The organism is Vibrio sp. 1731 (assembly GCF_033339955.1).
Classification (GTDB): Bacteria; Pseudomonadota; Gammaproteobacteria; order Enterobacterales; family Vibrionaceae; genus Vibrio; species Vibrio alginolyticus.
Genome location: NZ_JAWOVO010000017.1, coordinates 49,960 through 76,089, shown reverse-complemented (window position 1 = coordinate 76,089; position 26,130 = coordinate 49,960). Strand labels below are relative to the sequence as shown.

Annotated in this window: 20 protein-coding genes and 4 tRNA genes; 9 read left to right on the top strand and 15 right to left on the bottom strand. The window is 44.2% G+C overall.

Going from position 1 to position 26,130, the window contains the following annotated elements; translation table 11 throughout:
- The first annotated feature begins 156 nt into the window (after positions 1 to 156).
- From nrdA to yfaE, 3 genes are all read left to right on the top strand, one after another.
- Positions 157 to 2,439 (top strand): class 1a ribonucleoside-diphosphate reductase subunit alpha, encoded by a 2,283-nt coding sequence (nrdA, locus tag R7035_RS18225; protein ID WP_017820470.1) that lies wholly within the window; start codon positions 157 to 159, stop codon positions 2,437 to 2,439.
- Positions 2,440 to 2,522: 83 nt separating this feature from the next.
- Positions 2,523 to 3,656 (top strand): class Ia ribonucleoside-diphosphate reductase subunit beta, encoded by a 1,134-nt coding sequence (gene nrdB, locus R7035_RS18220; RefSeq protein WP_005376818.1) that lies wholly within the window; start codon positions 2,523 to 2,525, stop codon positions 3,654 to 3,656.
- Positions 3,656 to 3,937, top strand: coding sequence for a class I ribonucleotide reductase maintenance protein YfaE (gene yfaE, locus R7035_RS18215; protein ID WP_005376817.1), 282 nt, complete (start codon positions 3,656 to 3,658; stop codon positions 3,935 to 3,937). The genes nrdB and yfaE overlap by 1 nt, the downstream gene beginning before the upstream one ends.
- 96 nt (positions 3,938 to 4,033) lie before the next feature.
- On the opposite strand, the gene R7035_RS18210 is transcribed toward yfaE, so the two are convergent.
- The gene (locus R7035_RS18210; protein ID WP_301873209.1) at positions 4,034 to 5,266 is read right to left on the bottom strand and encodes a CinA family nicotinamide mononucleotide deamidase-related protein; all 1,233 of its coding nucleotides are present in this window, start codon (positions 5,264 to 5,266) and stop codon (positions 4,034 to 4,036) included.
- Between the two features lie 191 nt (positions 5,267 to 5,457).
- Between R7035_RS18210 and R7035_RS18205 the strand changes: the two genes are divergently transcribed.
- Positions 5,458 to 6,360 (top strand): DUF3943 domain-containing protein, encoded by a 903-nt coding sequence (locus tag R7035_RS18205; RefSeq protein ID WP_005376815.1) that lies wholly within the window; start codon positions 5,458 to 5,460, stop codon positions 6,358 to 6,360.
- Positions 6,361 to 6,581: 221 nt separating this feature from the next.
- Positions 6,582 to 7,094, top strand: coding sequence for a glycine cleavage system protein R (locus R7035_RS18200; RefSeq protein ID WP_005376814.1), 513 nt, complete (start codon positions 6,582 to 6,584; stop codon positions 7,092 to 7,094).
- Positions 7,095 to 7,172: 78 nt separating this feature from the next.
- On the opposite strand, the gene nspC is transcribed toward R7035_RS18200, so the two are convergent.
- From nspC to uvrY, 10 genes are all read right to left on the bottom strand, one after another.
- Positions 7,173 to 8,306, bottom strand: coding sequence for a carboxynorspermidine decarboxylase (nspC, locus tag R7035_RS18195; protein WP_132936798.1), 1,134 nt, complete (start codon positions 8,304 to 8,306; stop codon positions 7,173 to 7,175).
- Positions 8,307 to 8,409: 103 nt separating this feature from the next.
- Positions 8,410 to 9,654 carry a carboxynorspermidine synthase gene (locus R7035_RS18190; protein WP_132936799.1) on the bottom strand — a complete coding sequence of 415 codons (1,245 nt, stop codon included), beginning with the start codon at positions 9,652 to 9,654 and terminating at the stop codon, positions 8,410 to 8,412.
- Between the two features lie 18 nt (positions 9,655 to 9,672).
- Positions 9,673 to 12,549 (bottom strand): pyridoxal phosphate-dependent class III aminotransferase, encoded by a 2,877-nt coding sequence (locus R7035_RS18185; RefSeq protein ID WP_132936800.1) that lies wholly within the window; start codon positions 12,547 to 12,549, stop codon positions 9,673 to 9,675.
- A gap of 897 nt (positions 12,550 to 13,446) precedes the next feature.
- Positions 13,447 to 13,522: transfer RNA gene (locus R7035_RS18180), tRNA-Gly, on the bottom strand.
- A gap of 13 nt (positions 13,523 to 13,535) precedes the next feature.
- Positions 13,536 to 13,622: transfer RNA gene (locus tag R7035_RS18175), tRNA-Leu, on the bottom strand.
- A 77-nt stretch (positions 13,623 to 13,699) separates the two neighbouring features.
- Positions 13,700 to 13,775: transfer RNA gene (locus tag R7035_RS18170), tRNA-Gly, on the bottom strand.
- Positions 13,776 to 13,812: 37 nt separating this feature from the next.
- Positions 13,813 to 13,886, bottom strand: a tRNA-Cys gene (locus R7035_RS18165).
- 463 nt (positions 13,887 to 14,349) lie between these two features.
- A complete protein-coding gene (gene pgsA, locus R7035_RS18160) occupies positions 14,350 to 14,907 on the bottom strand; it encodes a CDP-diacylglycerol--glycerol-3-phosphate 3-phosphatidyltransferase (protein WP_005394805.1) in 558 nt (185 codons plus the stop codon).
- 46 nt (positions 14,908 to 14,953) lie between these two features.
- A complete protein-coding gene (gene uvrC, locus R7035_RS18155; protein WP_132936801.1) occupies positions 14,954 to 16,786 on the bottom strand; it encodes an excinuclease ABC subunit UvrC in 1,833 nt (610 codons plus the stop codon).
- 1 nt (position 16,787) lies between these two features.
- Positions 16,788 to 17,432 (bottom strand): UvrY/SirA/GacA family response regulator transcription factor, encoded by a 645-nt coding sequence (uvrY, locus tag R7035_RS18150; RefSeq protein ID WP_005386783.1) that lies wholly within the window; start codon positions 17,430 to 17,432, stop codon positions 16,788 to 16,790.
- Between the two features lie 427 nt (positions 17,433 to 17,859).
- On the opposite strand from uvrY, the gene R7035_RS18145 reads away from it, so the two are divergent.
- A complete protein-coding gene (locus tag R7035_RS18145; RefSeq protein WP_054574749.1) occupies positions 17,860 to 20,223 on the top strand; it encodes a DNA polymerase II in 2,364 nt (787 codons plus the stop codon).
- Here R7035_RS18145 and R7035_RS18140 read toward each other — a convergent pair.
- The gene (locus R7035_RS18140; protein WP_017635724.1) at positions 20,220 to 20,987 is read right to left on the bottom strand and encodes an elongation factor P; all 768 of its coding nucleotides are present in this window, start codon (positions 20,985 to 20,987) and stop codon (positions 20,220 to 20,222) included. The genes R7035_RS18145 and R7035_RS18140 overlap by 4 nt on opposite strands.
- Positions 20,988 to 21,181: 194 nt before the next feature.
- On the opposite strand from R7035_RS18140, the gene yeiP reads away from it, so the two are divergent.
- Positions 21,182 to 21,748 (top strand): elongation factor P-like protein YeiP, encoded by a 567-nt coding sequence (yeiP, locus tag R7035_RS18135; RefSeq protein WP_005376801.1) that lies wholly within the window; start codon positions 21,182 to 21,184, stop codon positions 21,746 to 21,748.
- Between the two features lie 2 nt (positions 21,749 to 21,750).
- Positions 21,751 to 22,071 (top strand): HI1450 family dsDNA-mimic protein, encoded by a 321-nt coding sequence (locus R7035_RS18130; RefSeq protein ID WP_005376800.1) that lies wholly within the window; start codon positions 21,751 to 21,753, stop codon positions 22,069 to 22,071.
- Positions 22,072 to 22,258: 187 nt separating this feature from the next.
- Here R7035_RS18130 and rluB read toward each other — a convergent pair whose 3' ends face one another.
- Positions 22,259 to 23,197 (bottom strand): 23S rRNA pseudouridine(2605) synthase RluB, encoded by a 939-nt coding sequence (gene rluB, locus R7035_RS18125; RefSeq protein WP_005376798.1) that lies wholly within the window; start codon positions 23,195 to 23,197, stop codon positions 22,259 to 22,261.
- Between the two features lie 565 nt (positions 23,198 to 23,762).
- Here rluB and R7035_RS18120 point away from each other — a divergent pair.
- Positions 23,763 to 24,473 (top strand): calcium-binding protein, encoded by a 711-nt coding sequence (locus R7035_RS18120; RefSeq protein WP_005376796.1) that lies wholly within the window; start codon positions 23,763 to 23,765, stop codon positions 24,471 to 24,473.
- Between the two features lie 93 nt (positions 24,474 to 24,566).
- Here the strand turns inward: R7035_RS18120 and R7035_RS18115 are convergent, their stop codons facing one another.
- Entirely contained in the window at positions 24,567 to 25,187 is a 621-nt protein-coding gene (locus tag R7035_RS18115; RefSeq protein WP_005376791.1) for an L-threonylcarbamoyladenylate synthase, read from the bottom strand.
- A 59-nt stretch (positions 25,188 to 25,246) separates the two neighbouring features.
- On the bottom strand, positions 25,247 to 26,104 hold the full coding sequence (gene rnm, locus R7035_RS18110; protein ID WP_005386777.1) for an RNase RNM: 858 nt from the start codon (positions 26,102 to 26,104) through the stop codon (positions 25,247 to 25,249).
- Positions 26,105 to 26,130 lie beyond the last annotated feature (26 nt).

Below are 26,130 nucleotides of genomic sequence, written 5' to 3'. Positions count from 1 at the left end.
CTTGTAACCCGCAAACAAATGAACCCCTATATGTTGTGTTTAAGCGACAATATATAGATAGACTTTGATCACAAAGCCGCCGCAAGCTTTACTCATATTGCACATAAACAAACAAAAATACGGCTTTTATCAGTTTTCTTAGGGAAATAAAGCAGAATGAACCAACAACTTACCGTCACCAAGCGTGATGGCCGTAAAGAAAGTATCGATCTGGATAAAATCCACCGCGTTATCACTTGGGCTGCAGAAGGTCTAGATAATGTTTCGGTTTCTCAAGTAGAACTTCGCGCTCACATCCAGTTTTACGACGGCATCACAACGACAGATATTCACGAGACAATCATCAAGTCTGCGGCAGACCTGATCTCTGAAGAGACTCCGGATTACCAATACCTAGCTGCTCGCCTAGCGGTATTCCATCTGCGTAAAAAAGCGTATGGCCAATACGAGCCACCAACGCTTTATGATCACGTGTCTCGCCTCGTCGATATGGGTAAGTACGATCAACATATTCTAGAAGACTACACAAAAGCAGAACTCGACGAACTTGATGCGTACCTCGACCATAAACGCGACCTAAACTTCTCATACGCGGCAGTTAAGCAGCTAGAGGGTAAGTACTTCGTACAGAACCGTGTTACGGGCCAAATTTACGAAAGTGCTCAGTTCTTATACATCCTTGTAGCAGCGTGCTTATTTGCGAAATATCCAAAAGCGACGCGTCTTGATTACATCAAACGTTTCTACGATGCGACATCGACATTTAAGATTTCTCTACCTACGCCAATTATGTCTGGCGTGCGTACCCCTACTCGCCAGTTCAGCTCATGTGTTCTGATCGAGTGTGGCGACAGTCTTGATTCTATTAACGCAACAGCAAGCTCAATTGTTCGTTACGTATCTCAGCGCGCTGGTATTGGTATCAACGCAGGTCGTATCCGTGCATTAGGCTCAGAAATTCGCGGTGGTGAAGCATTCCACACTGGTTGTATTCCGTTCTACAAGTACTTCCAAACAGCAGTAAAATGTTGTTCACAAGGTGGTGTACGTGGTGGCGCAGCTACTGTGTTCTACCCAATGTGGCACGGTGAAGCACGCTCACTAATGGTACTTAAGAACAACCGTGGTGTTGAAGAAAACCGTGTTCGTCACATGGACTACGGTGTTCAGTTAAACAAACTGATGTACCAACGTTTAGTTGAAGGCGGCAATATTACGCTATTCTCACCATCTGATGTACCTGGTCTGTACGACGCATTCTTCGAAAACCAAGAAGAGTTTGAGCGTCTATACGTGAAGTACGAGAACGATCCTTCAATCAAGAAAGAAACGGTTAAAGCGATTGAAATGTTCACTCTGCTAATGCAAGAGCGTGCATCAACGGGTCGTATCTACATCCAGAACGTGGACCACTGTAATACTCACAGCCCATTTGATTCTGAAGTCGCTCCAGTTCGTCAGTCGAACCTATGTTTAGAAATCGCACTGCCAACGAAACCATTAACTAACGTTGAAGATGACTCAGGCGAGATCGCACTGTGTACGCTTTCTGCATTCAACTTAGGTGCTATCAAGTCTCTAGATGATTTCGAAGAGCTATCCGATCTTGTTGTTCGTGCGTTAGATGCACTGCTTGATTACCAAGATTACCCTCTACCAGCGGCATACAAATCGACTATGAACCGTCGTACGCTAGGTGTTGGTGTGATTAACTTTGCTTACTACTTAGCGAAGAATGGCGTGAAATACTCTGACGGTAGCGCGAACGGCCTAACTCACCGTACGTTCGAAGCAATACAGTACTACCTATTGAAAGCATCTGTAGCACTGGCGAAAGAACAAGGTAAGTGTCCTTCATTCGACGAGACGAACTACGCGAAAGGCTTACTGCCGATTGATACGTATAAGAAAGATATCGATCTAATTTGTGACGAAGCGCTGCACTACGACTGGGACAGCCTACGTAAAGAAATTATGGAGCACGGCCTACGTAACTCAACACTGACTGCACTAATGCCTTCTGAGACTTCTTCTCAGATTTCAAACGCAACTAACGGTATTGAGCCACCACGTGGTTACGTTTCAGTAAAAGCTTCGAAAGACGGTATCCTGAAGCAAGTTGTACCTGAGTTCACAGAACTTAAAGACAGCTATGAACTGCTTTGGAATATCGGTTCGAACGACGGTTATCTACACCTTGTGGGTATTATGCAGAAGTTTGTTGACCAAGCTATCTCTGCTAATACTAACTACGACCCGTCACGTTACGAGACTGGCAAGGTTCCAATGAAGAAACTACTTCAAGACCTGCTAACAGCGTATAAGTTTGGTGTGAAAACGCTTTACTACCACAACACTCGTGATGGCGCGAAAGATGAACAGAAAGACGCTGTTCAACCACAAGATGACGATTGTGCTGGCGGCGGTTGTAAGATTTAATCTTCCCGTACCTAGCGAACCCGTAAAGACAGACTATCGATAACCTCCCCCTCACGGGGAGGTTTAAAAGGAATTGAGGCATTATGGCTTACAGTACTTTTAACCAAAAAAAGAATGACCAATTGAAGGAACCAATGTTCCTAGGTCAATCAGTAAACGTTGCACGTTACGACCAACAAAAGTTTGAGATTTTCGAAAAACTTATCGAGAAACAACTTTCTTTCTTCTGGCGTCCAGAAGAAGTAGACGTATCTAGCGACCGTATCGATTACAACAAACTACCAGATCACGAGAAGCACATCTTCATCTCTAACTTGAAGTACCAAACGCTTCTTGACTCTATCCAAGGCCGCAGCCCTAACGTGGCACTGCTGCCGCTTGTGTCTCTACCAGAACTAGAGACTTGGATTGAGACTTGGTCTTTCTCTGAAACGATTCACTCTCGTTCTTACACACACATTATTCGTAACATCGTGAACGACCCTGCTGTAGTGTTTGATGATATCGTTGAGAACGAGCACATTCTGAAGCGTGCAAAAGACATCGCGCACTACTACGACGATTTGATTCAAGCGACGAATGATTACCATCGCTACGGTGAAGGTGAGCATGTCCTTAACGGTGAAACGGTTAAGGTTAGTCTGTACGATCTTAAGAAGAAGCTGTACATCTGTCTGATGTCTGTTAACGCATTAGAAGCTATTCGTTTTTACGTAAGTTTCGCATGTTCTTTCGCTTTCGCAGAACGCGAACTAATGGAAGGTAACGCGAAAATCATCAAGCTGATCGCTCGTGACGAAGCACTTCACTTAAATGGCACGCAGCACATGATCAACCTGCTACGTAACGGTCAAGATGACTTCACTTTCATGCAAATCGCAGAAGAGGCAAAACAGGACTGTTTTGACCTATTCAAAGAAGCGGCTGAGCAAGAAAAAGAGTGGGCAGAGTATCTATTCAAAGATGGCTCTATGATCGGTCTAAACAAAGACATCCTAAGCCAATACGTTGAATACATCACAAATATTCGTATGCAAGCGGTAGGTCTACCAGCAGCGTATCCAGAAGCAACAACTAACCCAATTCCATGGATTAACGCTTGGTTGTCTTCAGATAACGTTCAAGTTGCGCCTCAAGAAGCAGAAATCTCTTCTTACCTTGTGGGTCAAATTGACAATGAAGTTCGCGCAGATGACTTCGAAGGATTCGAGCTGTAATGGCAACACTCAAAATCAACAAACTGATCAGCATTGAATCCAACCCTTCCAATACGATTTTGGAAACAATGGAGCAAGCTGGCCTATTACCAGAATACAACTGCCGTGATGGGCACTGCGGCGCCTGTCGCTGCAAATTGGAGTCTGGTGAAGTGGAGTATGTTGGTTTTGCCATGGCTTACACACAAAGTGATGAAATATTACCTTGTATCTGTAAAGCAAAATCAGATTTGTCACTTAGCGGCGTTAACTACGCGATGAAAGAAAAGCAGCGCGCATAACGTTGACTCGACGGTATAAAATGCAAAAGCCAAGGTAATCACCTTGGCTTTTTTGTCTCTGTTTTTTGTCTCTCAGACTACTGTAGAGAGCTTTGGTTATAAAGCACTGCTCGGGAGGTGCATCTCTTTAACTTTCTCTAAAAATGCATAATGCGCAAACATCGGTTTACGTTCTAGGTAGCGACGCAACAAGTCTAGAGCTGCCGTGCTGATCACTTTAACTTGATCACTGCGCTGATACTTTTTCGAGAGTTTATATAACGCTCCCCACTCGCCTGACGGTGTCGATAAAGCGACGGAAAAAACACCCTCTTCAATATGGCCAGTAACGAGTGATAAATCCGTCCCACACTTCTCTCGCGTAGCACCAGCCAGAGCAAACGTTTCTGCTAATGGATCTCCGCTGTTGGCCATCGCTTGAGTCAGGCTCGGTAGTATCCAACCATGCCCTAGTTGCTTTTCAGCGTTTTCATCACCGTTTAGCCAGTACGTTAAGTATCCTCCGCTACTTTTTTCGGAGGTCGACACTGTTAGTCCTTTATCGACCAACAACTGGCCGACATTTTCAACCATAGGTAAATCAATACTAACGGTATTACTCTCAAGGTGTTTATTAATTATCTGTACGAGTTTCAAACGCTGTTCAAGCTGATCTGAAGGACCAAAAAGTTTCACTTCAATAAAAGGCAAGTAAGAGCGATACCCTAGCTCATAGCCTTGAGGAAGTTTTAGCTGATCTAGCTTATCTGAAACACCGGATTCAGATAGACCAAACGTGTAGATTCGACTACAACATGAACCTTGAACATCGGGAAACACTCTTCTCAGATCGGGAAGAATTTGCGTCTCTGCCATGAGCTTAAATTCACTTGGTACACCCGGTGTGAAATAAAAAATGGCATCATTAATCAGCATTTTGAAACCGCAAGCAGTGCCTATCGGGTTGTCCAATATCTCTGCCGTTTCTGGCAGCATTGCTTGCTTTAAATTACTGTCCGGCATAGGGATGCCACGTCGAGCATACAAACTTTCTAGATGCTGCAACCACTCTTTGAATAGCACCAGTTTACAATCGGCGGCTCTCGCGGCGGCGGCAGCACTCATGTCATCCGTTGTAGGGCCTAAACCACCATTAACAATAACCACATCGTTGTTAAAGCTGAGCATTAAAAACTCTTCAACCAAACTCGATAGGCTATCACCAACCGTTGAGCGCTTTGTTAAGCCAAATCCATGTTGATAAAACAGGCTAGACAACCATGCCGCATTAGTATCAACAATATCACCGTGGAGGACTTCCTCACCAGTACTAAGCATTGCTATTTTCACAACTGACTCCTGAACGTAAGCACAATCCTATTTTCGTTATAGCGCTTATTTTTCTTTTTATTTGGACAAATCTCGCCGAGGTTTGTTGGGACTAAATAAGGGTCAAGTGTTTAAATGATTGATGTTTTGAGGGATAATTACGAGCCCGAACATACACCATTAACTCGGAGACCTTTGTGTCAAAATCATCCATGTTCAAGACGACTCTAACAGGCCTTTGCTTGGCTTCGTCAGCGCTTGCGCACGCAAGTCACTATGACCTAAGCCGTCATACAGAGTTTTCTTACACACCTGATTGCTTGTCAGGTTACTGCGAAACGACGACTCTGTACACCTTCGAGGCTCAAAATCGCGGTGTTATGTATGAACAGAATAATGATGATTCGCTAAACCTTGACGCAGGGCTTCAGCCTAAACATCTCATCATCCCTCAAGATAAAGACTGGGATTATCTGATGGGTCAAACCTACACCATTCTAGGTCTCAGTATCGCGACCGTAGGCATGATGACTTTTCTTCCAGAAAGTATCACCAAATGGGACGAAGAAGACCGAGACATGAGTAAGTTGGGGCAAAAGTGGAAAGATAATGTCTCTGACGGCCCCGTTTGGGATCGCGATGAACATGTCCTCAACTACATCATGCACCCATATTTTGGCGGCGTTTACTACACGGCAGCACGTCACGCTGGCTATAATGAATTTCAGTCGTTTTTGTACTCCGCAACGATGTCGACGTTCTTTTGGGAGTATGGCGTGGAGGCGTTCGCAGAAGTACCATCTTGGCAGGATATTTTTATCACACCATTCTTTGGTGCTGTTGTTGGTGAAATGATGTTAACGGCTGAGCAAGACATTATTGCAAACGGCGGCGAAGTTATGGGTTCTGAAACCGCAGGTGATGTTTCGCTCTTCTTCTTAAACCCTGTTGGACATATTCATTATTGGGTAACTGATGCATGGGGCGGTAGTGCAGAACTACAATTCAATTCATCACCTTGGTTTGGAAACCAAGATGTTGCAAAATTCGCCATGGACGCAGGCGCAAACTATGACAGTCAATTTTATGGTGTCGAGTTAAAAGTAACCTTCTAATCCTAAGTTGATACTCGGTAAAAAGCAGCCTTACGATGGCTGTTTTTTTGTGCTCTGAACATTGTTTTAATTATTTACATCACGAATTAGTGTTAAAAATTGACTTTCATCAAACATTACCCGCCCTTAGCACCTACACTAAATAAAAGGATTTATTCCAATAACTTAAGTAGCACGTTTATTCGTACTGCGTCCAAACCTTGATTCCAGGAGGGGACATTATGAACACCGTATTTATTGTTAATTTTGTCGGACAAGCGTCACCCGCCACGATTAAAGAGCTCGCTGCAATCACACACGAAAACGGCGGGAAATGGCTGATCAGCAAAGTAAACTTTATCGAAGACCAAGTTGCAGGTGTCATCAAAGTAGAGCTTCCAAGAGAAAATGCCGACATCGTTAAACAGGCGTTCTCTTCTTGTCAGACTCTTGTTGTTAGGTTCGTCGACTCTGAGCCTCATTCATATCGTGAAGACACTATCTTCCAACTTCGTTTAGATGCCAACGATAGAGCGGGTATTGTGAATGAAATTACTCACGTTCTCGATAATCAAGGTATCTCAATTTTAGATATGGATTGTCAGCGTGTATTCATTGCTGGAGGCGGAGGGGTAAGCTCTAGCTTATTCAGCGCTAAAATGGCGATAAAACTGCCTAGCGAGCTAGAAATTGAAGACATAGCCAATGAGTTAGAATCTCTGAGTGAAGACACTCGTGTGATTGTGGAGAGTTAATCACGTACTGTTATCGTTTCCCCAATAAAAAAGAGCAGCGATTAAGCTGCTCTTTTGGTGCTTATGGCGCGATGCGTCTTATTTCACTGACCACTGAGATAGTGAACGTTTGAAATCAGAGTAGTCAAATTCATTCAGTTTTTGAATGTCACCATTCGAGCGTTCACAGTAAACCGACGGCATACGTAGACCGTTAAACCAGTTCAGTTTCACCATGGTGTAACCGGCACTATCTAGAATATGCAGACGCTGTCCTATCTCTAGAGGCTGTTCGAAGTTCGCTACGCAGAACTGGTCACCAGCCAAACAAGAGCACGAGCCGATCACATACTCATGTTCACCATTTTCAGATGCTTCAAGAATTGACGCTGGCTCATTGTAGATCAACGTATCTAAGCGGTGAGCTTCTGTGGCTGAATCGACAATCGCCGTCTTCTTTACGTTCTCTACAATATCAACCACTGTTACAACGAGATCAGTTGTCTTAGTAATTATCGCTTCACCCGGCTCTAAATACATTTGTACGCCGTGTTTCTCTGAGAACGCTTTAAGTGCTAACCCCAACTTCTCGATATCGTACCCCGGCCATGTGAAGAACACGCCGCCGCCCATGCTTACCCAGTCCAGCTTATCTAGGTACTCGCCAAACTGATCTGAAATAGCATCGAGTAAACCGATAAACGCATCCACGTCTTTGTTCTCACAGTTCATGTGGAACATTACGCCATCAATACCATCAAAAATTTCCGGTTTGATGTGATCAGCCTGAACACCAAGACGAGAGAATTGACGCGCTGGGTTTGCTAAGTCTTGCCCTGCATAGCTCACACCTGGGTTTAGGCGCAAGCCAATCGATGCTTTGCCTTCGACAATATGACGATAAGCCGCTAGCTGTGACTGAGAGTTAAAGATCATCTTGTCACAGATGTCCGCCACATCGCGAACGTCATCTTCGCTGTAACCCACACTGTATGCGTGTGTCTCACCACCGAACGTTTCGTAGCCAAGCTTCACTTCAAACGGGCCAGAACTTGTTGTTCCGTCTAGGTAAGGCTTGATGATGTCGAATACACCCCATGTTGAGAAGCACTTCAGTGCTAATACAAGCTTCACATCAGAGATGTCTTTTAGCTGTTTTGCTTTCTCTAGATTCTCAATCAGCTTGTCTTCATTGATCATGAAGTATGGCGTTTTTAGTTCGTTTTGTTGCATTTTGATACCTTACGTCCCTTCGCCTTAGCAAAGGCACTATAAAATCGAACAAAGCCGACGCAAGTGCATCGGCTTAAACGTACAAATAAGAGTCGCTAAATTCTTACTTCAATTTATGGATAACAGGTTGTCCTGGCTCCAGTTCTTGAACATGCCAATCTAGACCAATAGATGGCATGGTTTCTAGGAATGGGTCAGGATCTAGCTGCTCCATGTTGAACACGCCTTTGTCTGCCCATTTGCCACGGAAGAACTGCAAAGCAGCAGTGATCGCTGGTACGCCAGTGGTATATGAGATAGCTTGGTGTTCAACATCTTCGTATGCGACTTCGTGATCAGCGTTGTTGTAAATAAATACACTGCGCTCTTTACCATCTTTCTTACCTTGAACCCAAGTACCGATACACGTTAGGCCAGTGTAGCCTGGCGCGAGTGATGTTGGATCTGGTAGTAGTGCTTTTAGCACGTGCAAAGGTTGAACAACCGTACCGTCGTGAAGCGTTAGTGGATCTGGGCTGAGTAGACCGATGTCGCGCATCACATTGAAGTAGTTTAGGTAACGGTCACCAAAGCCCATCCAGAATTCGATGCGTTTCGCAGGGATGAACTCTTGCATAGATCGAACTTCGTCGTGCGCCATTGAGTACACTTTGTGTGAACCACAATTCGGGAATTCAAACTCAAGCATACGTGAGTGACAAGGTACTTGTTTCCACTCGCCGCTTTCCCAGTAGAACGAATCGCCTTGAATCTCAAGCATGTTCGTTTCTGGATCAAAGTTAGTTGCGAACTTCTTACCGTGGTCGCCTGCGTTTACATCCATTACGTCGATAGTATCGATTTCATCGAACAGATGCTTGACTGCGTATGCGGCAAACACCGATACTACGCCTGGATCGAAACCAGCACCAAGAATACCTGTAATGCCCGCTTCTTCAAACTTCTCACGGTAGCCCCACTGCCAATCGTAAGCTTGAGGTACTTGTTGGCCTTCAGAGCACAAATCAACCGCAACAGATGTATCAAGGTATGACACTTTAGCTTGGTAACATGCTTCCATAATAGACATGTTCACCCAAGGAGGACCTGCGTTGATCACTAAGTCAGGTTGTACTTCTTTAATTAAAGCAACTAAAGAATCTACGTCGTCCGCGTTTACCGCTCGCGCTTCTAATTTCTTAGTTGAATCTTTCAGATTATTTTTCTTCTGAATCGATTCGATGATTTTCTCACACTTACCTACGGTACGTGATGCGATTGTTATATCACCCAGAACGTCGTTGTTTTGTGCTGCTTTATGTGCAACTACCCAGCCAACGCCGCCTGCACCAATCTGTAGAATTGCCATAGTTTTCCGTTACCTTTGTTAAACTAGCTCTGCCGCTAGCGTATTGATTTTTGAGAGCAAAGATTCAAAGTCCGCCGTCGTCAGACACGGGTTCAAAATCGTAAATTTCAATGCAGTTTTATCGTCGACAATGGTTTCACCCAATACCGCGATACCGCGTGTTAACGCTTCTAAGCGCAACGTTTTGTTCAGTTCATCAAGATCCGCTGATTCATGTGTCGCGCGGAACAGAACCGTAGACAGTGATGGTTCAGCCAACAACTCAAAGTGTTTGGTATCTCGAATCATGTCCGCCACTTCAAGCGTCTGCTCAAGCAAATGATCATACATATCGCCTAGGGCTTTTGGCCCTACGCTTTGCATCGTCATAAACACTTTGAGCGCATCAAAACGCTTAGTTGTCGCAATAGACTTATCCACCAAGTTCGGTAGTTCGTCGTGTTCGCGGTTCAAATAGTCTGCATGGTGAAGCAGGAATTTAAAGTTAGACTTGTCATTTACCAATAGCGCACCACAACTGATGGTTTGGTAAAACAGCTTATGGAAGTCTACGCTGATGGAATGTGCACGCTCACAACCTTTCAGACGCGCTTTTTGGCTACTTAGAATCAGAGCTCCACCGTATGCACCGTCGACGTGCATCCACATGTCATGTTTCGCTGCGATATCGGCGATAAAGTCTAAGTCATCAATAGCACCGTGGTCCGTTGTACCCGCTGTACCAACAATGGCAAATGGGATCAAACCTTCTGCTTTGGCCTGATTGAGAACTTCGTCTAATTTAGTGACATCCATCGTTCCATCGGCATTAGCATCGACGGTCATGACCGCTTTTTCACCCAATCCCATCCAAGAGGCTGATTTTTGAACCGTGAAGTGGGATTTTTTCGAACATACAATACGTAGCTTGTCTGCGTATTCAGGAAGGCCAAGCTTTTGAATTGAGTGTGCACTGAGTTTGTCAGCAATCCAATCTCGCGCAAGCATCAAACCCATTTGGTTACTTTGCGTGCCGCCGCTCGTGAAGATACCGTCCGCTTTTTCACCTAACTCATATTTATCGCATAGCCAGTTCACAACTTTCTGTTCAACATAAGTCGCTGATGAAGCTTGATCCCATGAGTCCATCGACTGGTTCAAAGCCGCAATCATTGCCTCTGCCGCAATCGCTGGCATCAACGGTGGAGTATGTAGGTGAGCAATACAATCTGGATGTTGAGTAAAAATTGCGTTTTTCGCGACCAGCTCAGCAGCATCGTCGATAACGGTTTTAAGAGGCGCATTTCCATTATCAAGATCAACGTCGTGAATCGCTGTTTCCAATGCTTTTGGATCCATACCTGAATACGGTGCAGTCACTTGTTCAAACACTGACTTCATTGCCGTAGTAGTGTGATTCATCACCGAAGCAAATTCATTGCTGCCCATCTCTCCAGTGTGGATGAAATGCTTCTTCCATTCATCTTGTGGCTGAGTTTCGATGTGACTACCGCCAGCGGCTAAAATCGCGTCTTCAAATACACGTAAAGCAAAGTCGATTTGCTCAAACGAGATGATAAGAGGAGGAAGGAAACGAATTACTGCGCCTTCGCGTCCACCTTTCTCAACGATCAAGCCACGCTCGAGTGCTGCGCGTTGAATAGAAAGTGTGAGTTCACTATCCGCTTGAGGTTCACCAAATTTATTGAGCTCACCGTTTGGATTTTTAATCTCCACGCCTAGCATCAAACCTTTGCCACGAACCTCTGCGATACAGTTCACACGCTTTTGAATACTTTCAAGGCCGTAGCGCAAGTACTGACCCGCAATATTGGCATGCTCAACAAGATTATCACGTTGGATAATTTCTAATGCTTTCGCACCAGAGACCATGGCTAACTGGTTACCACGAAATGTACCTGTGTGCTCGCCCGGCTTCCATGTATCATGTTGCTTGTTGATAACCAATAGCGACATTGGTAATCCACCGCCAATTGCTTTTGATAAGCACAGAATATCTGGAACAATGCCCGACTCTTCGAACGCGAAATTGTAGCCAGTTTTACCAACACCACACTGGATCTCATCGAAGATCAGTAAGATACCGTGTTCATCACAAATACGACGTAACTCTCGTAGCCAGAATGCTGGCGCAGGAACAACACCACCCTCACCTTGCACTGGCTCCACGATAATCGCGGCAGGCTTCATAATGCCTGACTCATCATCGTTTAAAAGACGATCGATATAGCGAATACTTGCTTTCGCACCTTCGTCACCGCCAAGCCCAAAAGGACAACGCAGGTTGTATGGGAAAGGCATAAAGTGCACATCCGACATCAAACCGGTTCGACGAGCTTTCGTGCCTAAGTTACCCATCATCCCCATCGTACCATTAGTCATACCATGGTATGCGCCACGGAAGGCAAACATAGTGTTGCGACCGGTAGTCTGTTTCGCGAGCTTGATAGCAGCTTCAACCGCATCAGCTCCAGACGGGCCACAAAATTGGATAACGCTGTTCTCGCTTAACTCTTGAGGAAGAAAAGACTTAACAGATTGAATAAACGTCGTTTTTGCTGATGTTGCAATATCTAGCGTCTGATATGGCAGTCCTGAATCTAATTGCTCTTTCAGAGCTTGGTTTATTTCAGGATGGTTATACCCCAAAGCTAGAGTGCCTGCCCCAGCAAGGCAGTCTAGAAAGATCTGTCCACGCGTATCTTCAACCAAGCACCCAAAGGCTTGTTTAATTGCGATCGGCAAACGACGTGGATAAGAACGTACTTCAGATTCATGCTCAGCCTGATCAATCAATACTTGATCTGGCGTTAAGTCATACGTTCCCTCAACGATAGGAACCTGAGACGAAAAAATGTTTGCGATATTGCTATCGACTTCAAAGGCAGTGCTCATACTACATAATCCCTTGAATTATAATAATTCTGTATCCTGTATTAATAATCATTAGAATGAAATTACAGGAGGTGTGAATACCCCTCCGCATTTGTCAGTGCATAAATGACAAATACAGATCATCCGCCACGATACTCGCGACTTTATATGTAAAAGGGATTAATCAAGGTTCTGTAATGCACCCGTTTTGTAAAACAGGACATTTCGGCAGTATGAAGCTGATTAGTGTGTGTTTATTCAAAGGTTTCAATGTTGGGTTTCCCATTAATATGCCGCGTTTACAGCATTAGTATCCCGTCTATCGACAAAAGGCTTTGCCGATACCTACCCTACGCAGTGTCACAATCAGCTTGAATGGTCACTACGCGTATCCCCCAGAGATCAAACGTTGTTAATTACGCTCCGAGATTGCGCGCGAATTTATCACAAAATAAAATCTTCTGGCAACGATTTTTCATATTAGTAACAGTGATGTAAATCACAACAAAACATACCCCATCGTAACTCGCATGTTCATATTCATGAGCTATGCTTTTCTGCTTCTCTCAAACAGCTGTTATTTAAACAAATATTCTTGAGATATCATCACCTCACCCAACAGAGGTTTAAGGTTGTGCTGCTTAATCGTAAAACATTCCTTTCTATATCCGGAACATTTAAAAAGATAGCATTCTCGTCACAGCTTTGCCTGGTTCAAGAGTGGTTATTCTCCACAAGTGATGGTTTAAACATAGACTAGTAGGAATGGCTAAGATGCTTTGCAATGGCAGAATGAACAATCACTTGAGTCAATGAGACAAAGGGTTCGTTACTTAACGAAGTCTGTGACAGAAAAGAAGTTTGAGATTTTCAAAAAATACGAAAAAGGCCTAACATTTTCATGTTAGGCCTTAAATCTGGAGCGACACACGAGGTTCGAACTCGTGACCTCAACCTTGGCAAGGTTGCGCTCTACCAACTGAGCTAGTGTCGCATTTAATATGAGATGGTGCCCCGGGCCGGACTTGAACCGGCACAACGCGAACGTCGAGGGATTTTAAATCCCTTGTGTCTACCAATTCCACCACCAGGGCACACAAATATTCTTTGTGATGCCTTTACAGAAAAGTAAAACACCATCTGATACCGCTAATGCCATATCAATAAAACTTGGAGCGACACACGAGGTTCGAACTCGTGACCTCAACCTTGGCAAGGTTGCGCTCTACCAACTGAGCTAGTGTCGCATTTATTCTCGAAAGCCATTCGCTCTCAAAAGAATAATGGAGGCGCCTCCCGGAGTCGAACCGAGGTCCACGGATTTGCAATCCGCTGCATAGCCACTCTGCCAAGGCGCCTCATTTGTGAATAAAGCTAAGCTTTTTCACAACCCTTTTGAGCCGTGCTCTCTTGGGTACGGGATGCATTCTACGGATTCGAGCGATCGAGTCAACACTATTTTTATTTTTTTAAATCGTTTGACTAGAATTTGTGCGAAAGACGATGGATTGCTTAGTTTTAATACTAAAAATCGCTTAAATACACTTGTTTATCATAAAACTTTGGCTACGCCTTACACTGCTGGCCGTGCGTTGCGTGCATTGAAGTATTAATAATCAGAAGACTCGCCTCTCTAAGACTCTCCAAGGACAAAAACAAGACTTAGATCACAAATAGAACTCTATCGAAGCAAAAGCCCCAGATACAAATTGCAAGCATGGCCGTTAACAAGCATTGAAAAGCGAGAGAAGCAAAAAAATGCTGTAGATTGCCTTAGATACAAAAAAGCAGGCTACTAAGCCTGCTTTCTAACATCAGTATTTAATGGTGCTCTTCATTCAACAGATCGTCTTTCGCAGCAGCTAAATATTGAATCATTGACCAATATGTCAAGAAAGTTGCCACATACAAGGCCGCAAAGCCTAGCCAAACCATCCATTCATCGTAACGCCATATCAACACCCATAAGGCGAACATTTGCGAAACAGTTTTTACTTTGCCAACCCAAGATACCGCAACACTCGCTCGCTTACCGATTTCAGCCATCCATTCTCGCAATGCTGAGATAATGATTTCTCGCGCAATCATCGTTACCGCAGGAATGGTCACCCAAATTGAATGATAATGTTCCGTGATTAGAATCAATGCCGTTGCCACTAGCACTTTATCAGCGACAGGATCAATAAACGCGCCAAAACGAGAAGTTTGGCCAAGTTTACGGGCCAACATGCCGTCAAGCCAGTCAGTAAAACCCGCTACCCAAAACACCATTGCTGCTGCAAACGGTGCCCATGAATAAGGTAGATAAAAGACAACCACAAAAACAGGGATTAGGAACAGTCTAAGAAGAGACAGAATGTTCGGGATATTCAAACGCATTTTATTATTCTCTTACACATTGCGGCTTAATGTTGCGCGATTTTCCTTATTGTTTCAATGCTTGGAAAATAATTTCTGCTAAAGAGTGACTTATTCCCGGTACTTTGGCGATTTCTTCGACACTTGCACGTTTAAGTTCTTGTAACCCACCCATGTACTTGAGTAACGCCTGACGTCGTTTAGGGCCGATTCCCTCAATCCCTTCGAGTGCACTCGTACGTCTGGTTTTACCTCGCTTAGCACGGTGCCCCGCTATAGCATGGTTATGGCTTTCATCACGAATATGTTGAATAAGATGCAGCGCAGGAGCATCGCTTGGTAAATGAAACTCGTCCCCATCGACTGTAATCAGCGTTTCTAAACCTGGTTTGCGAGTAACGCCTTTTGCAATACCAATCATGATAGGACACTTTGGCCAATCCCCCCAGTACTGCGAAATGATGTCATGCGCACGATTTAACTGACCTTTACCGCCATCGATAAAGATGATGTCGGGAATTTTCTCTACGTCCAATTGCTTCGAATAACGGCGCTCCAACGCTTGTCCCATTGCTGCGTAATCATCACCACCGGTAATCCCAGTAATGTTGTAGCGACGATACTCTTGCTTAACGGGGCCTTCATTGTTGAACACCACACATGACGCAATCGTGCTTTCCCCCATCGTATGGGAGATATCAAAACATTCCATTCGAGCTATAGACTCCAAATTCAATGTTTCGCGAAGCGCATGAAAACGCTGATTAATCGTCATTTTGTGATTGATTTTGGTGGTAATCGCCGTTAGTGCATTCGTGTTCGAAAGCTTGAGATACCTTGCTCGAGAGCCAGTTGGCGACGTATGAAAATGAACCTTACGGCCTGCCACTTCACTTAACGCTTTCTGTATTGGCGCAATATCTTCTGCCAACTCTTGATTCAAAATAATACGAGAAGGAATTGTACGTGCTTCGTTATGGCTCAAATAGTATTGAGTCAGAAAACTATCGAACACTTCCTGCTGGCTTGTATTTTGTGGTATTTTCGGAAAATGACTACGGCTACCAAGCACTTTGCCTTGACGTATCATCAGGATATGGATACACGCGATACCATTCTCCTGAGCAAACCCGAGTACATCCATATCATCCATGCTGTCTTCTGAGACGTACTGCTGCTCTTGAACACGCCTAATCGCTTGGATTTGATCGCGAAATTTAGCGGCATCTTCAAAGCGCAATTGCTGACTGGCAACTTCCATTTTCTCGATCAGTTGTTTGAGTACTTGCTGATCTTTGCCTTGCAAAAACATGCGCACAAAGCCAACCAACTCTGCATATTCTTCATCAGAAATGATGGTATTAACGCATGGTCCTGCACAACGACCAATTTGGTACATCAAACATGGGCGCGTTCGGTTGGAATAGACAGTGTCTTCACACTGGCGCACAGGAAATATCTTTTGCAGCAAATGCAATGTTTCTCTTACTGCACCAGAATCTGGGTAGGGGCCAAAATATTCACCTTTGCGCTTCTTGGCGCCACGGTGGATAGAAAGCCGTGGGTGCTTATGACCGCTAATAAAGATATAAGGGTAAGACTTATCATCTCGCAGCAACACATTGTATTTCGGCAAATACTGCTTGATGTAGTTATGCTCTAAGATCAGCGCTTCTGTCTCAGTGTGAGTCACCGTGACGTCTATTTTGGCGATATTACTGACAAGCGCGCGAGTTTTCTCACTGTCTACTTTTTTCCGAAAGTAGCTTGAAAGGCGCTTTTTAAGGTCTTTGGCTTTACCTACGTAGATTACAACAGCTTCGGCGTTGTACATTCTGTAAACGCCGGGCTGATGAGTTACTGTCTTGAGAAAGGAAGCCGAATCGAAAGGAGGATTCACGCTAAAGGGTCTCGGTGTCCAGCATTCCGTGGCGAATCGCTAAGTGAGTTAACTCAACGTCACCATTAATGTCCAATTTACTAAAGAGTCGGTAGCGATAGCTGTTGACTGTCTTTGGACTTAAATTAAGTTGCTCAGAAATATCCGTTACCTTTTGGCCTTTGGTGATCATAAGCATGATCTGCAATTCACGTTCGGATAAGTCTTTAAAAGGGTTCTCAGAGGCTGGAGAAAATTGACTCAATGCCATCTGCTGCGCAATCTCTGGCGAGATGTAACGCTGCCCACTATTAACTACACGAATCGCATTCACCATTTCGTCAGGGCCAGCACCTTTGGTTAAATAACCAGACGCACCTGCCTGCATCACCTTGGTTGGAAACGGGTTTTCTGTATGAACGGTAAGTACGATGATTTTCACATCAGGATTCACGCGAAGAATTTTTTTAGTGGCTTCCAAGCCGCCAATTCCTGGCATGTTCATGTCCATTAAAACGACGTCAGCATGATTACTGCGACACCATTTTACTGCATCTTCACCGCTGTCAGCTTCTCCTGCTACGTTCATTCCACGGACGTCTTCAATAATACGTCGTATCCCTGTGCGAACCAGCTCGTGATCATCTACAAGGAAAACATTTATCAAACTTGTATCTCCACACTTTGTATTGGTTCTGCACCCACATAACCATTATTTGTTAAATGTGGATATCAGTATGACTGCCTATATACTAACGTAATCGACAAAAAATTGCTTTCTATGAATATGTGCTGAAACGCAAACTTTAGCAAGAACTTATTCATAAACCACTCTATTATTTTAGAGCGTGATGAGCAGAACCGAAATCTAAGAAAAGACAATTAACAACATTAAGTACAATAAATCAAGTAACTAGGTTTCATATTGCCCAGAGAAACACGCTATAACTTAAAATGACACTGTCCCTCTTGCACCAAAGACTAACTTGTAATCACTAATTCCAGCAAAAATTTGAGACGCTTTCTTTACTGGTTATTTTTACAGTTCTTAGTGTTAAACTAACGTTCTTCAAGTTTTCTAAGGTTTCTCACATTTGAATATTCAACAAGGCTTCCTGCTAACTCGACAGGCACGAGACATCAAAGGTCAAACTCAAATCGAGCTGTGGCTTTCGACAGAAGCAGGTCCTACTCAGTTACTTATTAATGGTGAGAAGCCAGTATTTTTCATCGCTCAGAAACACTCAGAGCAAGCAAAGACACTCGCACGAGAAAAAAACATATTCGTCGACATCCGCCTTTTGGATCTCAAAACGTTTGAACATACGCCTCTTGCTGCCTGCTATACCAATGTAACCAGAGACGCTCTCGCACTCAAAGACACATTCGCTCAAAAAGATATCACTACGTATGAAAGTGATATTCGCCTCGCCGATCGCTACCTAATGGAGCGTTTTATCAAAGGCAGTATCGAGTTTACAGGCAATGTGACTCGCACCAATGGCTACCAACGCGTCCAGAGCGCAAAATGCCGTGCGGGGCAATATGAGCCGAAGTTAAACGTTGTCTCGTTAGATCTAGAATGCTCTGAGAAAGGCATTCTTTACTCAATCGGATTAGACAGCGTCATGGATTCCCGCGTTATCATGATCGGAGAACCAGAACCTTCGGAGACACCGATACAATGGGTCCAGGATGAAAAGGCGCTTCTAGAAGCACTCATCGATTGGTTTAAAAAATTCGACCCCGATGTCATTGTCGGTTGGAATGTCATTGATTTTGACTTTCGTCTGCTACACAAACGAGCAGAATGGCACAACATGAAGCTAATGCTTGGCAGAGCAGACCAAGCCAGCTTTTTTAGAAGTTCATCTCAAAGCCAACAAGGGTTTATCTCCATTCCCGGGCGAGTTGTGATGGATGGTATCGATACGCTAAAAACGGCGACTTACCACTTTCGATCTTGGTCATTAGAGTCTGTATCTCAAGAACTCTTGGGGGAAGGTAAAGAAATCCACAACGTGCATGACCGCATGGATGAGATCAATCGTATGTACCGCTCCGACAGACCATCGCTGGCCAAATATAATTTACAAGACTGCGTGTTAGTGAATAAGATTTTCAATCACACTCACCTGCTTGACTTTGCAATAGAGCGCTCTCGTCTCACTGGTGTCGAACTGGATCGTGTCGGCGGTTCGGTTGCAGCATTCACAAACCTATACATGCCTCAGATACACCGAGCAGGCTACGTTGCTCCGAACCTACACCCTGAAAATTGGATTGCCAGCCCCGGCGGTTACGTGATGGATTCCATCCCTAACCTATATGATTCTGTTTTAGTATTGGATTTTAAGAGTCTATATCCATCGATTATTCGCTCTTTCTTGATTGATCCTATGGGTTTGGTTGAGGGGCTATTACTCGATATTGGAAAAGAAGATAATGAGGCTGTTCCTGGCTTTCGCGGTGGGCAGTTCCATCGTACGAAACACTTTTTACCAGAAATGATTGAAAAGCTTTGGGCAGCACGTGATGTTGCAAAGAAGAACAATGAAAAAGCTTTTTCTCAGGCAATCAAAATCATCATGAACTCCTTTTATGGCGTACTGGGCTCATCGGGATGTCGTTTCTTTGATACTCGGTTAGCTTCTAGTATTACCATGCGCGGACATGAAATCATGAAGCAAACTAAGGTGCTGATTGAGGAGCAAGGATATCAAGTGATTTACGGCGATACGGATTCCACATTCGTGTCGTTGAATCGACCATACAGTCAAGTAGAAGCTGACGCTGTTGGAAATCAATTAGTTGATTACATCAACTCTTGGTGGCAAGAACACCTGCGTTCTGAGTACAACCTAACATCTATGTTGGAAATCGAGTATGAAACCCATTATCGCAGATTCCTTATGCCAACGATTCGTGGCGCAGAAACTGGCTCGAAAAAGCGCTATGCGGGTTTAATCGGTGAAGGAGAGCAAGAACGGATTGTATTTAAAGGGTTAGAAAGTGCCCGTACTGACTGGACCTCGTTAGCACAGAAATTTCAAAATACACTCTATAGCATGATTTTCCATGGTGAAGATCCAAGCGACTATGTCCGAGAGATGGTTGAGAAAACTAACAACGGTGAATTTGATGAACAGTTGGTGTATCAAAAGCGACTGCGAAGAAAACTGCATGAGTATCAGAAGAACGTCCCGCCACAAGTGCGTGCAGCTCGTTTAGCCGATGAGATTAATGCCAAGCTTGGCCGCCCATTACAGTATCAAAACAAAGGACGAATTGAATACATTATTACCGTGAACGGTCCTGAACCTTATGAGTACCTCAATAGTCCGATTGATTATCAACATTACATTGATAAACAACTCAAACCCGTTGCAGATGCGATTCTCCCTTTCATAGGGACGGATTTTGACAGGCTTTCAGCGCCACAAATGGGGCTGTTTTAGCCGATACGAAACTCTGTTTTCTGGTACTGTTTGACTAACCAATCACCAAACGCATCAATTAGCCCGATAACAGAACGCTTGGGAATCCCCCGGCCAGAAAGTAAAATTTCTAGCCGCTCGATCTCAAGCTGCTTTTCAGGATGATAAGTTAAGAATACCTTGCCACATTGTATAGGGTCATCAAACCAACGTTTATCTCGATACATCACCAAAGAGTATGACGCTCTTAGTAACTTTTTAGCAATCACGCGCTGGGCGGCCACCTGCTCTTCTATCGTCTTCGCTTGTACGATTTTTTTGCGATACACCGTAATCCAATCTTCCACATCCATATTCCAGTGCTTAGCAATTTCCCAACTTGGGACGTAATCACCAAAACAGTCTGCTAGATCATCACCATAAACACAGACACAGCAATGCTTAAGCATAAAGCCCCAAGTGAAAATACTGTCTAAATTAGCCACTTCACTCACTAAGGCTGTACGGACCGATACACCATTAACGTGAGGGTAACTCTGCTGCGCACGCCACTTAATTGTGTTGAGCAAAGTCGCGCGATTGTGCTCAAAGGATGATTGAGTAACGACAACCAGGTCTAAGTTCGACTTCCCAACGATCGCTGTTTTACGAGCAACACTACCGTATACATAAACGCTGTGTAAGTTTTGCCCCAATCCACCTTTGAGACAAGCGGTGACTTCCCTAATTAAAGGCGCAAACTCTGGTTGAAATGGTTGTTTAGGATCGATAACAGGCAGAGACATGACTTAAAACGTGTTCTCAGATGGTTCAAGAAGTTGGGCTATATGTTCTCTTAGCCGACTCACCGAATCAAGTCCATTCAGGTGTTTAGTCATGGGAGTAACAACAAATTTCTGCAATGAATTTTAATGCTAGGCGGCTAACTTAGCGCTATAATCACCGAGTTTTGCTTAATAAGTATGAATAGGAATATACAATGCCAAAGGCAAGTGAAATCAAAAAAGGCTTCGCAATCGAGTCTAATGGTAAAACTCTTCTAGTTAAAGACATCGAAGTAACGACTCCTGGCGGTCGTGGCGGCGCTAAAATCTACAAAATGCGTTGTACAGATCTAAACACGGGCGCACGTGTAGATGAGCGTTACAAGTCTGATGACGTTGTTGAAACGGTAGAAATGAACAAACGTGCAGTTGTGTACTCATACGCTGACGGCGATGAGCACATCTTCATGGATAACGAAGACTACTCACAATACACATTCAAGCACAATGAAGTTGAAGACGACATGCTGTTCATCAACGAAGATACACAAGGTATCCACATTATCCTTGTTAACGGTGCTGCAGTGGGTATTGAACTACCATCTTCTGTTGAGCTAGTGATTGAAGAAACTGACCCTTCAATCAAAGGTGCTTCTGCATCTGCTCGTACTAAACCAGCACGCTTCGCTTCAGGTCTTGTCATCCAGGTTCCTGAGTACATTGCAACTGGTGACCGTGTTATCATTAACACAGCTGAACGTAAATACATGAGCCGAGCATAAGCATGTCTGATTTGATTTCTTACGACGACGTCATCGACGCAGCGTACGACATTTTCCTTGAGATGGCTCCAGATAACCTAGAGCCTGCTGACGTGATTCTGTTTACTGCGCAATTTGAAGATCGTGGTGCCGCAGAACTTGTTGAAACCGGTGATGACTGGGTTGAACATGTTGGCTTCGAGATCGACAAAGAAGTATATGCAGAGGTTCGTATCGGCCTAGTAAATGAGGAAAATGACGTTCTTGATGACGTATTTGCTCGTATGCTAATCAGCCGAGACCCTGAACATAAGTTCTGCCATATGCTTTGGAAACGCGATTAACGTTTCTTCATCATGAACAAAAATACCAGCCTAGTGCTGGTATTTTTTTATCTGTTGTTTTTGTTTAGCTGAGATATTTGTTTATCCAAAGCACCCTGCTCTATATCGGCTTTAGATCCTTTTGTTATGTAACAGATAAGAAAAAGGCTTGCCGAATTGGCAAGCCTTTCTGATGTTTTGCTATCGATTAACGATGCTTGTTGCGTGCGCCTTGGTCACCAGCAGTCTTCTTCGGCTTACGACGAGAAGGGTTGTTGCTGCGACCTTTTGGTGTGTTAACACGCTCTTCATGGCGCTTAACTGCGCGACGAATTTTTTGGCTGCGTGCACGCTCACGTTTGCGTGACGTGTTGTCTTTGTTCAGATCAAGCATGGTTTCTTTCTCTGGACGAAGCTCTACAAGCTCACGCAAGTAGTTTACTTCTTTCAGGTCAAGCTCCATCCAACCGCCACGAGGCAGTTTCTTGTCTAAGAAGATGTCGCCGTAACGAACACGTTTCAGACGGCTAACGGTACACTCTTGCGATTCCCATAGTCGACGAACTTCGCGGTTACGACCTTCGTTGATAACAACGTAAAACGTGTGGTTCATGCCTTCACCACCCGCGTAAACAACATCTTCAAAGCGAGCTAAACCGTCTTCCAGTTCAACACCTTTTACTAGATTACGAACTTTCTGTTCAGTTACTTCACCGAACACACGTACTAGGTATTCACGTTCAACTTGGCGGCTTGGGTGCATTAAGCGGTTCGCCAGTTCACCATCCGTTGTGAAAAGTAGAAGACCAGAAGTGTTCGCATCCAGACGACCAACTGAAATCCAACGAGAGCCACGAATTTTTGGCAGACGATCAAAAACAGTACGACGACCTTCTGGATCGTGACGAGTACACAGTTCACCCTCAGGTTTGTAGTACGCAAGTACACGACAAATCACTTCTTCTTGAATCTTTGCAGAGACAATGTGACCATCGATACGAACTACGCTGCTCTCGTCTTCAAGTCTTTCACCAAGCTTAGCGACTACACCGTTCACGCTAACGCGACCAGATTTAATTAACGATTCAATCTCACGACGAGAACCGTGACCAGCACGTGCTAATACTTTTTGTAACTTTTCGCTCATTTATCTACCTATGTGTCGTCTTCACAGACGTCTAGACCAGGATTGGTCTGCATTTTGCTATTTACCCATTTCAGTGGGATTTTTCGGTCGGACATTATACGTAACTTTCTTAGTTAATGTAAGCTAAATCGGCGCCATTCTCCACACCAAAATTCACTTCAAAAATGACCGAAATATTTGTCCTATTCTGCAACTTTTTTACTACTTAATGCAGGCATTGATCAACGAGAATCCCACTAATATCGGTCTTCCTGAACCACTTTAACCACGCTGTACCTGATAAAATTGTCAGGGTTACAACAATAACCACTTGGGGTGTGTTTACTGTTCGTATTGCTAGAAAGCAACGAAGAATAAGCCGTCCCGGTTTGCTGCTAAGTAATACCAATCACCGCAGACAATGAGCGCTCATAGCAAAACAAGGTCGTGGGTAACAAGACAAAAATTGTCTTTAAGTCATTAGTTCACATCAAAAATAACACTAATGCTATCGTGTACTCTGACTCTCTAGGTTCGCTCTGCACTCTCGGCGATTGGCATAAATCAGACAAAAAGGAATAGAACAATGTCTATGCTAAATCTCGACCTAAATTGGATTTTTGGGACATCTCAAGATGACGATATGACAGGCACAAAAGGCTCTGAAACAACCGATATTTTCTTCGGCTTCTGTGGTGATGATAAGTTTGTAGGATACGGAGGTAATGATATTGTCTTCGGTGGCTGGGGAGATGATACCTTGCTTGGTGGCCGAGGTAACGACTTTGTTTCTGGCGGCTTTGGAAACGATTTCCTATCCGGAGGATTAGGAAACGACAAACTCTTTGGTGGCTGTGGCGACGACACAATTTTTGATTATTCAGGCAACAACTACTTGAGTGGTGGCTGGGGTAACGACACCCTCGTTGTTGGTGATGGTGAATCAGTACTGAGCGGTGGCTGTGGAGACGACACCTTCGTGCTTACAAACCGCCTGGCTATTGGTGTACCTGATCAGCCAGTATCTTCCAACGATATTGATGTCAAAGCCGACATTGTCGATTTTAATATTTTCCATGACAAACTTGTCTTTGATATGGGCCGAGACACTGATAACGATGGCATTCGAGATACGTTCTTGGATTCAGCGGATGATCTGACTTTATCTTACAATGAATGTGGCTGGGCAGTATTCTCAAGTGATGAATACAATGTTGAAGTGACACTAAACGGTGTGAGCTCTGCATACATCAACTATGCAGAACAAAATGGTATCGACATTTTCGATTTCGCTTAACCTCAATCAGTTAAGTTCAATGAGATATTCGATATGACAACTAAAATAGGAGGCGCGATGCCTCCTATTTTGTTTGACGGTGGTGTGCGTCTACTATTCGAATGGTGCAGGGTCACCAGATCCCAAACGAACCACAACAGGTTCACCTTCGCTAAAGTCAATTACAGTCGTAGGTTGTTCACCTAAGTAACCGCCATTAAGAATCACATCAACCGCATGTTCTAGTTTATCGCGAATATCCTCTGGATCAGATTCTGTTACGTCACTGCCAGGTAGAATCAACGACGTAGACATCATCGGCTCACCTAATGCTTCCAACAAGTCCAAGGCAATTTGATTGTCTGGAACACGGATACCGATGGTCTTACGTTTTGCATTCATCAAACGACGCGGCACCTCTTTTGTGCCTTTGAAGATGAAGGTGTAAGGACCTGGTGTGTTATTTTTCAGCAGTCGGAATGCAGAGTTATCCACTCGCGCATAGAGAGAGAGCTCCGACAAATCACGACACAGTAAAGTAAAGTTATGCTTATCATCCAGACGACGAATCTGACAGATTCGTTCCAGTGCCTGTTTGTTCTCCAACTGACAGCCAAGTGCATACCCTGAATCAGTAGGGTAAACCACAACGCCGCCGTTACGAATGATTGCTACTGCTTGATTAATCAAGCGAGCCTGTGGGTTTTCTGGGTGAACGTAAAAAAACTGGCTCATTGTAATTCCTCATTATCGAGCCTCTCGGCTCTATATTTTTATGGGTTCTCGACTTCGTATTACTGAGTATTATTCAACGAAGGATCTATTCCCCAATCTTTCCAAACTGGTTCGACGCCAGCAGGCAACCATAGGTTCCTTCCTAGCTCCATCCACGGTGATGGGTAGTGAAAATCACTGCCTTGAGAGGCTAATAGTTTGTATTGTATAGCATAATCAGCCAAGTTGCGCCTTTCTTGTTGCGCTTGCTGTGGCTGTGCAACTTCCATCGCATCACCACCCGCTTCGACAAACGCTGCTAGAAGACGCTTAATCCACTTCGCTGTCAACTTATATCTACCAGGATGCGCTAATACCGCCATTCCACCAGCCGCATGGATAGCATCAACCGCATCCTTCATCGAACACCAATTCGGTGGTACATAACCTGGGTTATTACGCGTTAGGTATTTTTTAAACACCATTTGCATGGTTTTTGCGTAACCATTATCTACCAACCATTTCGCGAAATGCGCTCTTGTCACTGGAGCATCACCGGCGATTTGTCTTACCTCTTCAAGCACACCTACTCGAGTTGCTTTTTGTAGTCGCTCTGCAATTAACTCAGATCGTGTTATGCGATGCTGCTTCTGTTGTTCTATGAGGGCAGATAATTGTTCATTTTCCGGATCGATATTCAGGCCGACAATATGAATGTCTTTGTTTTGCCAGACGGTCGATATCTCAATGCCATTGATGATTTTTATCGGCAAATTATTATCTTGAACGTATTGCTTAGCTAACGCCAAACCGTCAACCGTATCGTGATCAGTGATCGCCAAAACCTCAATATCAAAACTCAGCGCCCTTTCCACTAAATCTTTAGGTTCTAACCGACCGTCCGATGCAGTGGTGTGACTATGTAAATCAATTCTCATATTTTTATCGTTTTAATGCCGTTTTG

What these genes read in the sequence shown, in the direction of transcription:
- R7035_RS18200 (WP_005376814.1), top strand. Translation starts at nt 6,582, where the DNA reads ATGAACACCGTATTTATTGTTAATTTTGTCGGACAAGCGTCACCCGCC.
- R7035_RS18120 (WP_005376796.1), top strand. Translation starts at nt 23,763, where the DNA reads ATGTCTATGCTAAATCTCGACCTAAATTGGATTTTTGGGACATCTCAA.
- R7035_RS18140 (WP_017635724.1), bottom strand. Translation starts at nt 20,987, where the DNA reads ATGTCTCTGCCTGTTATCGATCCTAAACAACCATTTCAACCAGAGTTT.
- R7035_RS18115 (WP_005376791.1), bottom strand. Translation starts at nt 25,187, where the DNA reads ATGAGCCAGTTTTTTTACGTTCACCCAGAAAACCCACAGGCTCGCTTG.
- nrdB (WP_005376818.1), top strand. Translation starts at nt 2,523, where the DNA reads ATGGCTTACAGTACTTTTAACCAAAAAAAGAATGACCAATTGAAGGAA.
- yeiP (WP_005376801.1), top strand. Translation starts at nt 21,182, where the DNA reads ATGCCAAAGGCAAGTGAAATCAAAAAAGGCTTCGCAATCGAGTCTAAT.
- yfaE (WP_005376817.1), top strand. Translation starts at nt 3,656, where the DNA reads ATGGCAACACTCAAAATCAACAAACTGATCAGCATTGAATCCAACCCT.
- R7035_RS18185 (WP_132936800.1), bottom strand. Translation starts at nt 12,549, where the DNA reads ATGAGCACTGCCTTTGAAGTCGATAGCAATATCGCAAACATTTTTTCG.
- rnm (WP_005386777.1), bottom strand. Translation starts at nt 26,104, where the DNA reads ATGAGAATTGATTTACATAGTCACACCACTGCATCGGACGGTCGGTTA.
- rluB (WP_005376798.1), bottom strand. Translation starts at nt 23,197, where the DNA reads ATGAGCGAAAAGTTACAAAAAGTATTAGCACGTGCTGGTCACGGTTCT.
- R7035_RS18190 (WP_132936799.1), bottom strand. Translation starts at nt 9,654, where the DNA reads ATGGCAATTCTACAGATTGGTGCAGGCGGCGTTGGCTGGGTAGTTGCA.
- pgsA (WP_005394805.1), bottom strand. Translation starts at nt 14,907, where the DNA reads ATGCGTTTGAATATCCCGAACATTCTGTCTCTTCTTAGACTGTTCCTA.
- nrdA (WP_017820470.1), top strand. Translation starts at nt 157, where the DNA reads ATGAACCAACAACTTACCGTCACCAAGCGTGATGGCCGTAAAGAAAGT.
- R7035_RS18205 (WP_005376815.1), top strand. Translation starts at nt 5,458, where the DNA reads ATGTTCAAGACGACTCTAACAGGCCTTTGCTTGGCTTCGTCAGCGCTT.
- nspC (WP_132936798.1), bottom strand. Translation starts at nt 8,306, where the DNA reads ATGCAACAAAACGAACTAAAAACGCCATACTTCATGATCAATGAAGAC.
- R7035_RS18130 (WP_005376800.1), top strand. Translation starts at nt 21,751, where the DNA reads ATGTCTGATTTGATTTCTTACGACGACGTCATCGACGCAGCGTACGAC.